The organism is Halomonas qaidamensis (genome assembly GCF_025917315.1).
GTDB lineage: Bacteria > Pseudomonadota > Gammaproteobacteria > Pseudomonadales > Halomonadaceae > Vreelandella > Vreelandella qaidamensis.
This window is the reverse complement of sequence record NZ_CP080627.1, coordinates 3641704-3656842: the sequence shown is the minus strand read 5'-3', so window position 1 is coordinate 3656842 and position 15139 is coordinate 3641704. Positions and strand designations below refer to the sequence as shown.

Annotated in this window: 16 protein-coding genes; 13 read left to right on the top strand and 3 right to left on the bottom strand. The window is 51.5% G+C overall.

The annotated features are described in order from the left end of the window. Positions 1 to 99 precede the first annotated feature (99 nt). From thiD to dtd, 4 genes are all read left to right on the top strand, one after another. Positions 100 to 930, top strand: a complete 831-nt coding sequence (gene thiD / locus K1Y77_RS16465; RefSeq protein ID WP_030071452.1) for a bifunctional hydroxymethylpyrimidine kinase/phosphomethylpyrimidine kinase — start codon at positions 100 to 102, stop codon at positions 928 to 930. 157 nt (positions 931 to 1087) lie between these two features. Continuing rightward, on the top strand, positions 1088 to 1933 hold the full coding sequence (locus K1Y77_RS16460; protein WP_030071449.1) for a universal stress protein: 846 nt from the start codon (positions 1088 to 1090) through the stop codon (positions 1931 to 1933). A 71-nt stretch (positions 1934 to 2004) separates the two neighbouring features. After that, entirely contained in the window at positions 2005 to 2586 is a 582-nt protein-coding gene (locus K1Y77_RS16455; protein WP_264429618.1) for a chalcone isomerase family protein, read from the top strand. Between the two features lie 79 nt (positions 2587 to 2665). Further along, positions 2666 to 3103, top strand: coding sequence for a D-aminoacyl-tRNA deacylase (gene dtd, locus K1Y77_RS16450; RefSeq protein ID WP_264429617.1), 438 nt, complete (start codon positions 2666 to 2668; stop codon positions 3101 to 3103). 48 nt (positions 3104 to 3151) lie between these two features. Here dtd and K1Y77_RS16445 read toward each other — a convergent pair whose 3' ends face one another. Then, positions 3152 to 5098 carry an ATP-binding cassette domain-containing protein gene (locus K1Y77_RS16445; protein WP_264429615.1) on the bottom strand — a complete coding sequence of 649 codons (1947 nt, stop codon included), beginning with the start codon at positions 5096 to 5098 and terminating at the stop codon, positions 3152 to 3154. 29 nt (positions 5099 to 5127) lie between these two features. Between K1Y77_RS16445 and K1Y77_RS16440 the strand changes: the two genes are divergently transcribed. The 7 genes from K1Y77_RS16440 to K1Y77_RS16410 all read left to right on the top strand — a co-directional run bounded on the left by K1Y77_RS16440 (position 5128) and on the right by K1Y77_RS16410 (position 11535). Further along, complete coding sequence (locus K1Y77_RS16440) at positions 5128 to 5700, top strand: TIGR02444 family protein (RefSeq protein WP_030071444.1); 573 nt, start codon at positions 5128 to 5130, stop codon at positions 5698 to 5700. Positions 5701 to 5968: 268 nt separating this feature from the next. After that, positions 5969 to 7015, top strand: a complete 1047-nt coding sequence (locus K1Y77_RS16435; protein WP_264429613.1) for a TRAP transporter substrate-binding protein — start codon at positions 5969 to 5971, stop codon at positions 7013 to 7015. Positions 7016 to 7312: 297 nt separating this feature from the next. Further along, positions 7313 to 7891 carry a TRAP transporter small permease gene (locus tag K1Y77_RS16430; protein ID WP_264429611.1) on the top strand — a complete coding sequence of 193 codons (579 nt, stop codon included), beginning with the start codon at positions 7313 to 7315 and terminating at the stop codon, positions 7889 to 7891. A gap of 28 nt (positions 7892 to 7919) precedes the next feature. After that, a complete protein-coding gene (locus K1Y77_RS16425) occupies positions 7920 to 9203 on the top strand; it encodes a TRAP transporter large permease (RefSeq protein WP_030071438.1) in 1284 nt (427 codons plus the stop codon). A 21-nt stretch (positions 9204 to 9224) separates the two neighbouring features. Further along, a complete protein-coding gene (locus K1Y77_RS16420) occupies positions 9225 to 9668 on the top strand; it encodes a universal stress protein (RefSeq protein ID WP_030071435.1) in 444 nt (147 codons plus the stop codon). A gap of 136 nt (positions 9669 to 9804) precedes the next feature. Continuing rightward, entirely contained in the window at positions 9805 to 10485 is a 681-nt protein-coding gene (locus K1Y77_RS16415; RefSeq protein ID WP_264019122.1) for an FKBP-type peptidyl-prolyl cis-trans isomerase, read from the top strand. Continuing rightward, on the top strand, positions 10486 to 11535 hold the full coding sequence (locus K1Y77_RS16410; protein ID WP_264429608.1) for a PHB depolymerase family esterase: 1050 nt from the start codon (positions 10486 to 10488) through the stop codon (positions 11533 to 11535). Positions 11536 to 11576: 41 nt separating this feature from the next. Here the strand turns inward: K1Y77_RS16410 and K1Y77_RS16405 are convergent, their stop codons facing one another. Continuing rightward, positions 11577 to 12185 carry an SCO family protein gene (locus tag K1Y77_RS16405; RefSeq protein ID WP_030071429.1) on the bottom strand — a complete coding sequence of 203 codons (609 nt, stop codon included), beginning with the start codon at positions 12183 to 12185 and terminating at the stop codon, positions 11577 to 11579. 5 nt (positions 12186 to 12190) lie between these two features. Next, positions 12191 to 12694, bottom strand: a complete 504-nt coding sequence (locus tag K1Y77_RS16400; protein ID WP_030071427.1) for a hypothetical protein — start codon at positions 12692 to 12694, stop codon at positions 12191 to 12193. Positions 12695 to 12800: 106 nt separating this feature from the next. Here K1Y77_RS16400 and K1Y77_RS16395 point away from each other — a divergent pair, with 106 nt between their 5' ends. Then, positions 12801 to 13715 carry an AEC family transporter gene (locus K1Y77_RS16395; protein WP_030071425.1) on the top strand — a complete coding sequence of 305 codons (915 nt, stop codon included), beginning with the start codon at positions 12801 to 12803 and terminating at the stop codon, positions 13713 to 13715. A gap of 397 nt (positions 13716 to 14112) precedes the next feature. Next, the gene (locus K1Y77_RS16390; protein WP_264429604.1) at positions 14113 to 15108 is read left to right on the top strand and encodes a 2-hydroxyacid dehydrogenase; all 996 of its coding nucleotides are present in this window, start codon (positions 14113 to 14115) and stop codon (positions 15106 to 15108) included. Positions 15109 to 15139 lie beyond the last annotated feature (31 nt).

The following is a 15139-nucleotide window of genomic DNA, read 5'->3' as shown; positions in this document are numbered from 1 at the left end:
TAAGCAGCCCTGTCTAAAAAGTCCTTGCTTAAGCAGTTCTTGTTTAGCTGCGCATTTGGGTATGCTAGAGAACTACTGAACCGTTAAGTAAGGAACCCCATGTCTATCGACTCCCGCCTTCGCAATGTACTCACCATCGCGGGTTCTGACCCTTCTGGTGGCGCAGGTATTCAAGCAGACCTAAAGACGTTTTCCGCTTTAGGTACTTATGGCACCAGTGTGGTGACAGCACTGACGGTGCAAAACACGTGTGGCGTGGCAGCGGTGTACCCTGTGTCGGCTCAGGTCATTCGTGAGCAGTTAGCGCACCTGTTAAATGACGTCGAATTAGAGGCGGTTAAAATTGGCATGGTCGCTAGCCGTGAAGTTGCTGAGGTCATTGCTGATGTGTTGCGCCAAAACCGTCCCCGTTGGGTCGTCTTGGACCCGGTTATGGTGGCAAAAAGTGGTGATATTTTGGTTGGCGATGCTGGCATACGCGCAGTGCGCGACATACTGGTACCTTTAGCGGACGTCATTACGCCTAATTTGCCCGAAGCGGCGGTGCTCTTAAATACCGAACCGCCTACTTCACTAGACGATATGGAAGCGATGCTGCCAGCGCTGGTGGAGTTGGGAGCGCCTTACGTGGTGCTGAAAGGAGGTCATCTGCGTGGGGATACTTGTCCAGATTTACTGGCAACCCCAAATGGACACACATGGCTTCCTGCCTCGCGTATTGCCACTGACAACCTGCACGGCACAGGCTGCGCACTCTCCTCTGCAATTGCGGCGTGCTTGGCGAAACTGCCTGCTGATGCAGAGGCCAGCGCGCCTAAGCAGGCAATTGGTGAAGCAAAACAGTGGTTGCATGCTGCATTAGAAGCGAGCGCTCGCCTCAATGTCGGTCGTGGGCGAGGACCTGTACATCATTTTCACGCGTGGTGGTAAGAGAAATGATCTAGCGCAATAAGCATGTAGAGCAGCGGTGGAAAAGGTAAGAGACACCTTGCGGTATGTACAAACGAACACCATGCTGAACAGTGCCTGTATGGCTATCTAACGTGCCTACTGACGGTGCCGACTTGATCGGCCAAGGAGTTGTGCCATGTCTCGCACGCTGCTATTTGCTACGGATCTTTCTCAGGATAACCGAGCTGCTTTTGCCCGAGCTTTACGGCTAGCCTATGCCCAAGGAGCGCAGCTCGACATTCTTCATGTCCTTGACCCCTATCTGCCCCGTCGTGTTCTTCACGACGTTGAAAGCGCGGTGAATGAAGACATCAGCGCCACCCTGACCGATCTGCGCGAAGATTACGCGCTGGAAGCGCCTTCGTTACTCATTCAGACCGTTGTGGGTGCGCCGCATGTTGAAATCGTTCGAGAAGCTCACGAACGCAATGCCTCGTTAATTATTATGGGTATGCACCGTAAACGCGGGCAAAAAGACCTTCTTTTAGGCACTACCGTTATGCGTGTGTTGAGAAGTGCGCCCTGCCCAGTGGTGGTCGCCTCTTATCTACCAACCCAGCCCTGGCAACATATCCTGGTGCCAATCGATTTTTCGCTTACCGCTCGTCAAACACTCAGGGAGGCACTCATTCGCTTCCCTGAAGCGAAGCTGACACTCCTGCATGCCTGGAGCTTGCCTGGAGAGCGCGAGCTGGGCTCTCAGGCTAATTTTGCCCAGTGGCGAGATCATGAAGTAGAGCGCTTACGTAGGACGCTGGATAACGAAATTGAGAGTTTAATGCGCGATCTTGATGGCGTGCCTGATGTCGAGCTAGTGCTTGAGCCAGGGCAGCCCTGCGATGTGCTCCACGATTATATGAAGCGCCACTCACCCGATTTAGTGATTATTGGTAGCCGTGGCCAGCCCCAGCACACTAGCCAAGTGACCGAAATGCTGCTGGGCGAACCTCATTGTGATCTCATGTTGTGTCGCTCTTGGTAATTGTTGTACGGAACCTTTATTTTTATTTTGTGTATGTATAGCTAATATTCCGAGTGAAAGAGGTTTTCGCTATGCTATCTGTACACAAATATCCTTTAGCGCTAGGCGCGCTGTTAACAGTAGGTATTTGCCTATTGGCGCCTAATGTATTGGCCGATAGCGTCACCGAGCGAGGGGAGCGCTTTGAGCGCATCGTGGACAGTGATGGGCAACGTTATGCGTTAATAGGGAGTGGGGTGTTTCGCTACATGATTTGGACGGCGTATGCAGGGGCCTACTATCAGCTTGAAGGGGAAACTGAACCACAGCCGTTGAGTAATGTGCCTCGGCGTCTTGAGCTAGCTTATTTTCATGATATTGAGGCAGCCGACTTTGCTGAAGCGACTGAGAAAACGCTAAAAGCGTCGCTGACACTCTACGAGTTTAATCAGATCGAAGAGGACCTAGAGCGGCTGAACCAAGGCTATCGTGATGTCACACCTGGTGATCGCTATCTGCTTAGTTGGGATGGGGAGGCGCTGCAGCTCGCCCTTAATGGTGATGTGGTGTTTGAAGACGAGAGCGTAGAGTTCGCCAGTGCTCTGTTTGGTATTTGGTTGGGCGAGCGCCCACTAAGCGATGACTTTCGTAATGCACTGTTAGGCCAGCGTTAAGACGGTAAAAGGCTTTTGGCTGACGCCTAGGCAAGCGATTACACTATCTCTTCTTGGGATAATATCGTAAGGGGAAAGTGTGAAGGCACTGATTCAGCGGGTGAAAAATGCCAGTGTGACGGTCGAGGGTGAAACAGTGGGAGCCATTGACCATGGTTTGCTGGCATTAGTGGGTGTTGAAAAAGGCGATAGCGAGGCTGATGCTGAAAAACTATTGCATAAGCTGCTGCACTATCGTGTCTTCAGCGACCACGACGATAAGATGAATCTTAACGTACAGCAGGCAAACGGAGGCCTATTGCTAGTGTCTCAGTTCACCCTGGCCGCTGATACGCGCAAAGGACTGCGTCCCAGCTTCTCTAGTGCAGCTCCGCCTGAGGAAGGGCATCGGTTGTTTGATTACTTGGTGTCCAGCGCCCGCTCTGCTTGGCCCACTGTGGCTACCGGCCAGTTCGGTGCGAATATGCAAGTGGCGCTGGTTAACGATGGGCCGGTAACGTTCTTGCTTGAAAGCTAACTTTTTAGCGCTGGAGCGAGAGTGGCGCAACTTTGTAGTGGTGCGGTCTTAGGTGTCTTCGCTGGCCAACAGCTCCGCTTCCATGGTTTCTAACGCCTCCTCTGCTGCTAGCCACTGCTGTTCAGCGTTGTCCAGGCGGCTTTTGATTTTCGCCTGTTGGGCAAGTGCATCGGTAAGCTCTACTTTACGAGCACTGTCGGTATAAAGCATTGGGTCAGCCAGAATAGCTTCTACTTCTTCAAGCTCGCGCTGAGCTTTCTCCATGGTTTTTTCAGCTTGATCGCGCTCTTTTTTCAGCGGCCGTAGTTTCTCGCGCAGTTCCGCCGCTGCCTTACGGGCTGCTTTGCGGTCACCGCTGGGCTGTTGGCTTTGGCGGTCGCTTTTCTCACTGCGCGAATCCCGGCGGCTCTCTTCCAATCGTGCCTTCAACCATACCCGGTAGTCGTCGAGGTCGCCATCAAAGGGTTCTACCCGGTGGTCTGCCACCCGCCAGAACTCATCGACTGTGGCACGCAATAGGTGGCGATCGTGGGATACCAGAATGACGGTGCCTTCAAAGCTTGCCAGCGCCTCGGTCAACGCCTCGCGCATTTCCAGATCTAGATGGTTGGTTGGCTCATCGAGTAGCAGGAGGTTAGGTTTTTGCCAAGCAACCAGCGCGAGTGCCAAGCGCGCTTTTTCACCGCCTGAGTAGGTGCCAACTTCGCCAAAGGCGTCATCGCCCTTAAAGCCAAAGCCACCTAGGAAGTTGCGAATTTCCTGGTCGCTCGCGGTAGGAGAGAGCCGCTGCACATGGACAAACGGTGTCGTGGTCACGTCCAGGCTCTCCAGCTGGTGCTGGGCAAAGTAGCCAATGGCCAAATGCTCGCCAGGCACCCGCTTACCCTCTAGCAGCGCTAGCTCGCCGGTCAGTGACTTAATCAGCGTTGATTTACCCGCGCCGTTGGGGCCTAACAGGCCAATGCGGCTGCCGGGTAATAGCGTAATGTTGACTTTCTTTAATTGGGCGACATCCCCCGTATCGCCGCGATAGCCCAAGGTGGCTTGATCCAGCACTAGCAGCGGGTGTGAGGTCTTATCTGCTGCAGGTAGGGTGAAGTGAAAAGGTGAATCTGTATGAGCAACGGCGATATCGCCCATGCGTTCCAGCATCTTCACACGGCTTTGTGCCTGCTTTGCTTTTGTTGCCTGGGCGCGAAAGCGTGCAATAAAGCGCTCAATCTCTTCACGGCGAGCCTGCTGTTTGGCCGCTTCAGCCTGCTGCAAAGCAAGCTTTTCAGCTCGGGTGCGCTCAAAGCGGGAATAGTTGCCGCGGTAGAGCTCTAGCGTCTGGTGGTGCATGTGCACGATGTGATCACATACGGCATCTAGGAAGTCACGATCGTGCGAAATGAGCAGCAACGTGCCTGGATAGCGGGTTAGCCATTGTTCAAGCCAAAGCAGGGCGTCGAGATCAAGGTGGTTGGTCGGCTCATCAAGTAGCAATAAATCAGATGGCATAAATAGCGTGCGGGCTAGATTCACCCGCATACGCCAGCCACCGGAAAAGTCCGACAAGGGCCGCTGCAGATCCGCTTGCACAAAACCGAGCCCCACCAATAGCTGCGATGCTCGCGACTCTGCCGTGTAGCCATCCAGCGTTTCTATTAAGCCATGCAACTCGGCCTCGCGATGCGCATCGTCTGCTTTGCGTGCAGCCAGCAGATCAGTCTCAGCTTGACGCAGCGCGTGATCCCCATCAAGTACGTACTCCACAATGGGTCGATCCAGTGCTTCCACTTCCTGGGCCATGTGGGCTATCCGCTGGCCACCGCTCATCTCAACGTCGCCTTGGTCAGGGCCAAGCTCGCCTAGCAGAAGTTTGAATAAGCTCGACTTACCGGCGCCGTTTGCCCCGATAATGCCAGCTTTTACGCCGCTGTGGAGCGTAAGATCAGCGTTATCGAGTAGTGTTTGTGTGCCCCGTTGCAGGGCGACTTGGCGCAGTGCGATCATGCATTCTCCCGATAAAAGTGGGTAAATCAATGTTCGATTCTAACCGATTACAGCGCTTACAGCAGGCTTCGCTATGGGATTTTGCACTGGCATTTTATGCTCAGCCAGGGGTTGAGCAAGCATGCCTTGTGCTACAGGACAGGGCCGGGGTTGATGTGTGTGAGCTTCTAGTCCATGGCTGGCTCTACCAATACGGCCTTCAGATAATGCCAGATGCGTTGGCGGTGGAGCGCAAAGCGAGCAATCACTGGCAGCAGTCAGTGACGGCCGTTTTACGCCAGCTACGTCGTGAACTTAAGCCACAAGCAGTAAACAATGGGGCCGTTGCGCAGTTGCGAAAGACGCTTCAACAGGCTGAGTTGCAGGCTGAGCGTGAGAATCTTCAACGCTGGCAGCAATGGATATTGCAAGCGTCTACCCATAAACAGCGTTTAACAAACTGCGCTATAAGCCAGCATGATGTTGCACAATGGCTGCAAGATAGGCTGTTTTTTGATGCGCTTGCACTTGAGCAAGTGGTTGTGCAACCTGAACGCGAGAAGGTTAGGGAGGCACTTAATAGGCTTGCGACACAGCTTGACCGCTACGAGCGACCGCGCTAGCCTGAAATTAAGCTATTTTTGAATAACGCGTGTTTATAAGAGTGTCATGACTCTTTTTAACTGTTTTAAAAGCTATTTTTGAAGGCTGTTCTAAACGAATCAAAAAAGACATGCTTTTATGAATAATGCTGATAAAGACAGTTGTTTCAAGAGACCTGTGGCAACGAACGTGGCAAAGAGTAGAGTGTTTTAGAGCAGCACGCATTATACAAAAATTGAATACTGGCGCACTCGTACAGCGCGCTTACCACTGCTAGGGGAACTTCGCATGAAGGCAAGCAAGTTAATTTCGACTCGTTCAGTAACGACCAAGTTAATGACGACTGCGAGCATCGGTGCACTTTTATTTGGCCTCAGCGCTGCCGCTCAAGCAGACAACTGGCGTTATGCCCACGAAGAGTACGAAGGCGACGTTCAGGATGTGTTCGCTTACGCCTTCAAAGAATATATTGAAGAGAATTCTGATCACAGCGTTCAGGTTTATCGTTTTGGTGAGCTAGGTGAGTCTGACGACATCATGGAGCAGACACAAAACGGTATTCTTCAGTTCGTTAACCAGTCACCTGGGTTTACTGGTTCGCTTATTCCAGAAGCGCAAATTTTCTTCATTCCTTACTTATTACCTACCGATGAAGAAACTGTCCTCACTTTCTTTGATGAGAGTAAGGCTATTAACGAGATGTTCCCGGAGCTTTATGCCGAGCAAGGTCTTGAGCTGCTGAAGATGTACCCTGAAGGTGAAATGGTCGTCACTACCGATGAGCCGATTAGCTCGCCGGATGATATGAATAACAAAAAAATTCGTACCATGACGAACCCTTTGCTTTCAGAAACTTATGATGCCTTTGGTGCAACACCGACTCCGCTGCCGTGGGGCGAAGTATATGGTGGCCTGCAAACCGGTATTATCGATGGTCAAGAAAATCCGATCTTCTGGATCGAGTCTGGCGGTTTATATGAAGTGTCACCGCACCTTACCTTTACAGGCCATGGTTGGTTCACTACCGCTATGATGGCGAATCAGGACTTCTATGATGGCTTGTCTGATGAAGATAAGGAGCTAGTACGGGAAGCGTCTGATGCTGCCTATGATCACACAATCGAGCACATTAAAGGGCTAGCTGACGAAGCGTTAGCTAAAATTCAGGAAGCTTCCGACGAAGTGACTGTGACACGTTTGGATGAAGATCAAATTCAGGCTTTCCGTGACCGTGCTCCTCAGGTCGAAGAAGCCTTCTTAGAAATGACGGGTGATAAAGGCGCTGAGCTACTGGAACAGTTTAAAGCTGATCTCGAAGCCGTAACTAACGAGTGATTGACTGTTTAGTACACTCGCTTTAACGGAAAACCACCCAGGGGGCAGCCAGCGCTGCCCCTTTTTTATTCTTATACGCTTAACCGGAGCTGACGACCACCTAACAAAAAAAGCGCGCTACCTTACGTAAAAGACAGAAAAATTTACGTACATCCAGCGTTGAAGCGGAAAGAGTTATTAACCGTTACGCTACAAAATGAGTAAGGCCGGACACGCTCCGTTCGGTGGTCAGTGAAGGAAGAGGCGCTACGTTGTCCTAGATAGTTAGCTGCCACGCTGCATAAGAGGAGATCGGCGATGACCGAAGAAGAATCTGAAATGAATTACAGTTCTGGTTTGCCCGGCATACTAGGTGTGATCGACACCGTAATTAGCAAAATCGAGTCAGTCATACTGGCGATGGGGGTTTTGCTAATGGCGTTGAATACGGTCACCAATGTTATTGCCCGCTTTGTATTTGGTAATAGCATTATGTTTTCAGGTGAATTAAACCGTATTTTAATCATTATGATTACCTTTGCGGGTATCGGTTACGCTGCTCGCCACGGCCGTCACATTCGCATGTCGGCAATCTACGATGCGTTACCGGTTGGTGGACGAAAGGTATTGATGATAGTTATTTCGTTATTTACCTCTCTCGTTATGTTCTTTCTGCTTTATTACTCCGTGGTGTACATACTCGACCTGCAAAGCAAGGGTCGCGTATTGCCGTCTCTTGGGATTCCCATTTGGATTATTTATATCTGGGTACCTATGGGTTTTCTGATTACAGGCATTCAATACCTGTTGACGGCGATTAAAAACCTGACCTCTCGAGATGTATATCTCTCTACTGGGGTAGTCGACGGTTACAAAGATACCGAAACTGAAGTGTAAAGCAGGGCTTATACCCTAGGGGAACGCTATGACGACGATAATGGTAGTCACCATGATTGCCCTGCTGCTGCTGGGCTTTCCTATGATGATTCCGCTGATTACGGCAGCGGTAATCGGCTTTTATATGATGTTTAATGGCTTTGGCCAAATGGATACGCTGATTCAGCAGATGATGGCGGGTATCAGGCCAGCCTCGCTGATTGCAGTACCAATGTTTATTCTGGCGGCTGATATTATGACGCGCGGCCAATCGGCTAATCGGCTGATCGATATGGTGATGTCCTTTATAGGCCATATTAAAGGGGGGCTTGCGGTCAGTACAGCAACGTCTTGTACGCTGTTTGGTGCGGTTTCGGGGTCTACTCAGGCAACCGTAGTGGCAGTTGGGTCACCACTGCGGCCTAAAATGCTGAAAGCGGGCTACTCTGACCCCTTCACACTGGCTCTGATTATTAATGCTAGTGACATTGCCTTCCTGATTCCTCCTAGCATTGGCATGATTATCTACGGGGTTATTTCGGGCACCTCGATTGGCGAGCTGTTTATTGCAGGCATTGGGCCAGGGTTATTAATTCTGCTGATGTTCTCTATTTATTGCGTTATTTATGCTGTAGTAAAAGATGTACCTACTGAGCCGCGAGCTAGCTGGAAAGAGCGCGCAGTCGCCGTACAAAAAGCGCTTTGGCCGCTGGGTTTTCCTGTCATTATTGTGGGTGGTATCTACGGCGGTATTTTTAGCCCGACGGAAGCAGCGGCGGCATGCGTGCTCTATGCTGTGCTGCTTGAGTTTGTGGTGTTCCGTTCGCTGAAGATGAAAGATATTTATGCGATTGCTAAATCCACTGGCTTAATTACTGCGGTGGTCTTTATTTTGGTCGCTGTGGGTAATGGATTTTCCTGGATAATTTCATTCGCGCAGATTCCACAAATGATTCTGGAAGCGGTCGGCGTTAATGAGGCTGGGCCTACCGGCGTGCTGATTGCGATCTGTATCTCTTTCTTTGTTGCTTGCATGTTTGTTGACCCAATTGTGGTCATTCTGGTGCTTACGCCCATTTTTGCTCCTGCGATTGCAGCCACCGGCCTTGACCCTGTTCTGGTGGGTATATTGATCACGTTACAGGTAGCAATAGGTTCGGCAACACCGCCCTTTGGCTGCGATATATTTACCGCGATTGCGATTTTTAAGCGGCCTTACTGGGAAGTCATCAAAGGTACACCGCCCTTCATCTTTATGCTGATTTTAGCGGCAGCGCTGCTGATCATGTTCCCGCAAATTGCGCTGTTCCTGCGTGATGTTGCCTTCCGCTAAGCAGTCACAAGGAGATCGCGGATGTTTAATCGCATATTAATTCCCGTAGATGGTTCAAAAGGGGCGATTAAGGCACTGGAAAAAGCAGTTGGCCTGCATATGCTTACTGGTGCAGAGCTTTACCTGCTGTGCGTGTTCAAACATCACAGTTTATTAGAGGCATCGCTTTCTATGGTGCGGCCGAACAAACTGGACCTGCCTGATGATGCCCTTAAAGAGTACGCTACTGAAATAGCGGTACACGCTAAAGCCTACGCTATAGAAATGGGAGCAGATAGCGCACGAGTCAGAGCATTTGTGAAAGGTGGACGTCCCTCTCGCACTATTGTGCGTTTTGCCCGTAAGCGGGAGTGCGACTTAATTGTGATTGGCGCTCAGGGAACCAACGGCGAGAAAAATCTGCTGCTGGGTAGTGTATCCCAGCGTGTGGCAGGTGCGGCACACTGTCCCACGCTGGTCGTTTAAGCGACTAAACTACGGCATGTAATAGTGGTCTGAGTAACACCCGCCTTCTCAGGTAATGCAGCCTGAGGTGGCGGGTGTTAGTCTTTGAGGCACTCAAACATTTGGCGCGTTGCGCCGTTGGATAAGGTTCTTTTTCATGAAAGCATTGTTTTCTTCAACCGCCCTGGCAAGTTTGTTACTGGTCGCTCCCTTTGCAGCCGCAGCCCCGGAAACTGACGAACAGCGCCTTGCTTATAGCTTAGGCGTCACCCTTGGCGAGAGCATGCAGGCAGATATTGAAGACCTCGACCTTGATGCGTTTACTGACGGTATGCGTGATGTTTTTGATGGCAATGAATTAGCGTTAAGTGAGGAAGAGATGATGGAAGCGCTGGTCGCTTTCCAAGAGCGCTCTATGGAAGAGCGTGAGCAAGAAGCTGCAGAAATTGCTCAGCTTAATTTAGAGGAAGGCCAAGCTTATCTGGCTGAAAACGCTGAGCGTGAAGAAGTTGAAGTAACGGAATCTGGTTTGCAGTATGAAGTGCTTGAGTCTGGCGATGGCGCAACGCCTGGTGCTGAAGACACCGTTGAAGTGAACTATGAAGGTATGCTGCTGGATGGCACCGTTTTTGATAGCTCTTTCGAACGTGGTCAGCCGGTGAGTTTCCAAGTCAATCAAGTTATTGAAGGTTGGCAAGAAGCCCTACAGCTGATGAGCGTTGGCGATAGCTGGATGTTATATATTCCCGCCGAGTTGGCTTACGGTGAAGCTGGTCAAGGCCCTATTGGCCCGAATGAAATGCTGACGTTCCGCGTTGAACTGTTAGGCGTCGAGTAAATGATACGTTCCGCCGCTTCTACCTCTTGCCTGTTTAGCGCGCTCTTACTGTTAGCCAGCACGGCTGTTCATGCTGAAGCAGAAGACATGCCACAGGAGTTACCTGCACTGAGCGCAGCGAGTGACCATGCTAGCGTGGTCGGTGTCTCATCAGGTGGTTACATGGCTGCGCAGTTGGCGGTTGCTTGGCCGGAACGCTTTAGTGGCGTAGGCGTATTAGCGGCGGGTCCGTGGAGCTGCGCCCAAGGCGCACTTAGCTTAGCTCTTAACCAGTGCATGAACACTCGCCGTGGGCTGCCTTCCCTGGATGAACTAGATCGACGTCGCGAGCGATATGAGTCCCTCGAGCAGGTGGGTGAGCGTGATGCGCTAAGCCAGCTGCATGCCTATGTATGGCATGGTGATGAAGATGACACGGTCTCCCCAGAGTTGGGACGTTTGTTGGCAGAGCAATGGCAGCGCTGGCTGGCATCGCCAGAACAGCTGCGTTTCGTAAGCAGTGAAAACACGGGCCACGGTTGGCCCATAAAACTGCCAAAGCAGGCTGGTGCTAGCCCCCAGGCGCTTGGCGGTTGTCGACAGGGTGGGGGAAGCCATGTGCTTGCCTGTGATGAAGACGTTGCCGGAGACATGCTTTCATGGCTATATCCTGAGCGTGATGCTGCTGCTAGCGAGGGCGAAGTGATCGCCTTTGATCAGTCAGAGTTTGCTGTTAAAGGCTTGGCTGACGTGGGTTATCTGTTTATTCCTGAAACATGTGAGGCGGGCGGCTGCCCTGTCACTATAGCGCTGCATGGCTGTCAGATGAGCACGGACGCGATAGGCGATACGTTTATACGCCATAGCGGCTTAAATCGCTGGGCAGCAGACCATGGTCAAGTAGTGCTCTACCCGCAGGCTGAAAGCAGTATGGCCAACCCGCAGGGGTGCTGGGATTGGTGGGGCTTTGCCGAGAGCACTTGGCAGCTCAATCCGCTGCATGACACACGGAGTGGCACTCAGGCTAGCGCATTAATGGCAATGCTTGAGCAGCTACAAAGCGCGCCTTAAACTCAGGCGCGTTGTTGGTATGGCGTTTGTTATATTGCTTACTAGCGGGCTAGCTCATTCTCTAGCGCTGACACTAATCCGTGTGGCGCTGGAGAGTAGAGTACTCTCTGTAAAATATCGCCGTCTCTGTTAACCAAAAAAAGCGATGCGCTGTGGTCAATGGTGTAGGCCATGGCGGAATCGGGTGCTTCCACACGCCGCCAAATAACGCCATAGCGCGCCGCGACGTCGTTAAGCTGCTCTTGACTACCTACTAAGCCGATAAATTGCTCGCCAAAGAACTGCATATACTCTTCCATGCGTGGCAGCGTATCGCGTTCAGGATCTACCGTTACCATGATTGGCACGACGCGCTCACGCTGAGTATCGCTTAGTTGGGCTAGCGCTTGGCGCTTAACAGCCTGATTCATCGGGCAAACGTCAGGGCAGTAAGTGTAGCCAAAGGAAACAATCGCAATATCACCTTCCTCTAGCTGAGACAGTGAAAAATCCCCCTGAGTAGACGGCATTTCTATGGGCCCTCCCGACACATCTCCCTCGTCAGGCTGGAAGGCAAACTGGTAAAGGCCGATAGCGGAAACGGTTAGCAGGGCAAATATAAGTAGTAGCCCTAGCCATAGTGATTTACGGTTAATGGGTTTAGCTGCCATGCGCATTAGCTCCTAATCACGTCGAAGTCGAACCAACTGCCCAGCTTGCCTTCTGGCGTCTCCAGGATAACCCGCGCCCGCCACGGCATCACGTCTTGCGTACAAATACCGACCTGCCCTTGGCCATGAAAGTGTCCTGGCGCTGTGGCGGTTAACGCAAAGCGGTGTAAGCCCATATCCATATCGCGACCAATAAAGTCGACTGTTACATGGCTGGGGTTGAGGCCCTCAACTTCGACATCCAGGGGCAGGATATCCAGTGCGTCGATTCGGCCATCGGCATCAACGGTCAGGGTTAAGCGGCCTTTATCTCCTAGAATCGCTGAGCAGGTGCTGGTGTGTAGATTGCAGTTGGCGTTTGGTGTAAACCAGGTGATATCACCATCATCGCGTAGCCAATTGGCGAACACGTACCACGTACAGGCAGCCAGTGCGATGCCAGTAATGAGGATAAGCACTTTAAGCGCAGGAAACCCCGTAAAGTAGGCAGGTTTAGGCAAATTCTTCATGGCAAAATGGTCACTACGCAGGCCGTAAGGTGGAAGTTGGTTTCATGGTAACAGTAATCGGACGGATGTCGCTGTGCTGGGATGTCGCAGTTAATAAGGAATCATAATGGAGAGCATTACTGGCGCACTTGGGCCACTGTTTTTATTGATTTTACTCGGTGCCGCTATTGGCTACTGCCGTTGGCCAAGTGCTGGTTTTTGGCCGCAGATGGAACGTCTGATCTACTTTGTGCTGTTTCCTGCGATGCTGATAAGTACGCTGGCGACTGCCGATGTCAGCCAAGTGCCGGTTGCTCGCTTAGCACTGGTACTGCTCGGCACAATGGGGATTTTTGGCCTAGTACTATGGCGCTTCCGTGGCTATTTGGGACTAACGCCTGCGGCTTTCACCTCGGTGTTTCAAGGTGCTGTGCGTTTTAATACCTATGTAGGCGTCGCAGGGGCCGCGGCACTGCATGGCAGTACAGGAGCTACTGTCGCGGCTGTAGCGGTAGCGCTTATGGTACCGGTAGTGAACGTGATGTGTGTCGCAAGCTTTGTGGCAGCAGGTACGCTGGGTAGTGCAAGCCTTGGACAAAGTGCTCTTGCGTTGGCTAAAAACCCGCTGATTTTAGCCTGCCTGGCGGGAGTAGGGCTTAATCTTTCAGGGGTTGGCTTGCCTGGTTGGAGCCAGGATACGGTAGGGCTGCTGGGTGCTGCAGCGCTGCCGCTAGGGCTAATTGCCGTGGGTGTGGCGCTGCGCCCTGCGGCATTGTTGCGCCTTGACCGTGGCGTGATAGCGACGAATAGCATCAAGCTGCTGCTGATGCCTGCGTTAGTACTGCTATTGGCTAACTTGGTGGGCCTGGAGCCTATCAGCCGTGACGTGGCGCTACTTTTTGCAGCGCTGCCTACCGCCACATCAGCTTATATTCTTGCTCGCCAACTAGGTGGTGATGCAGAGCTGATGGCGGCCATTATTACCGGTCAAACACTGCTTGCAATGCTAACACTACCGTTATGGTTGCAGCTGGTGGGGTAGTGTAAAAACACGAGTTTAAAAATAAATAAAAAGTATTCGCATTTGGGTTGACGGGGTAAATGAGAATGATTATATTGTGATGGTCAGCGTTTGATGAGACGCTGGCAACCAAGACAGCTACTTGGCAAAAATTAGCGCCAGTTTTCTGTCATGGTTTCTCCCTCTCATTGCTAGTCACGGTCTTTTGCCGCTCCCTTTGGAGCGGCTTTCTTTTTTCTAGCAATACTTTTTCCTAGCAGTACCTTTTTCTAGCAGTACCTTTCTTGTTTTTAGTGGCTGCTTTCTTTGACCCCGATGTCTATCTTCTTTGACCTCGATGTCTATCTCCTGCTCTGTTTCAGTAGATAATAGCCAAATTGCCTATGCTGAACTTCCTTCAAGAGCCAGGACTACTGCTATGCGCGTTGCTGTTTTTAGTGCTAAACCTTATGACCAAACCTTCCTTACCCGTGCCAATGCTGCGAATTGTCATGAACTCAGCTTTTTTGATGCGCGCTTGGTCATCGATACGGCGCCGCTTGCGAAAGGGTTTGAGGGCGTCTGCGCCTTTGTAAATGACCACTTACATGCCGATGTGTTAGAGCAATTACACAACGGCGGTACACGCTTAGTGGCCCTGCGTTCAGCAGGGTTTAACCATGTTGACTTAGCCGCAGCCGAACGGTTGGGTATTACCGTGGTGCGGGTGCCCGCTTATTCTCCTCACGCGGTGGCTGAGCACGCGGTAGCGCTGGTGATGAGTCTTAATCGCATGACGTTTCGTGCCTACAACCGCGTGCGCGAGGGTAATTTCGCTCTGGATGGTCTGCTGGGGTTCGATTTGCACGGTAAAACCGTGGGCATCATTGGTACCGGACAGATTGGGTTGATCTTCGCTGATATCATGCATGGCTTTGGCTGCCGAGTAGTTGCCAACGATCCCTTTCCAAACCCAAATGCCAAGTCGTTTGTAGAGTATATGCCGTTGGCGTCGCTCTATGCCCAGGCGGATATTATCTCGCTGCACTGCCCGTTGACGCCTGAAACTGATCACCTGATTAATGCTGATGCCATCGCTCAGATGAAGCAAGGCGTGATGCTGATTAATACCGGGCGTGGGCGAGTGGTGGACACACAAGCGGTCATTGCGGGCTTAAAAAGCGGCCATATTGGTCGTCTGGGGTTAGATGTCTACGAAGAAGAAGAGCAACTGTTTTTCGAAGATCTCTCGGACAAGATGATTGATGACGATCAGTTTATGCGCCTAACAACCTTCCATAACGTGCTGATTACAGGGCATCAGGCATTTTTTACCGGTGAAGCGTTGACCAACATTGCCGAGACCACACTGGCAAATATTGATGCCTTTGAACGCGGTAGCGGTACGCTGCATCGCGTCGTTTACGATAAGTGAACATAAACGACGCTTAGCTTGCCGTTAATCG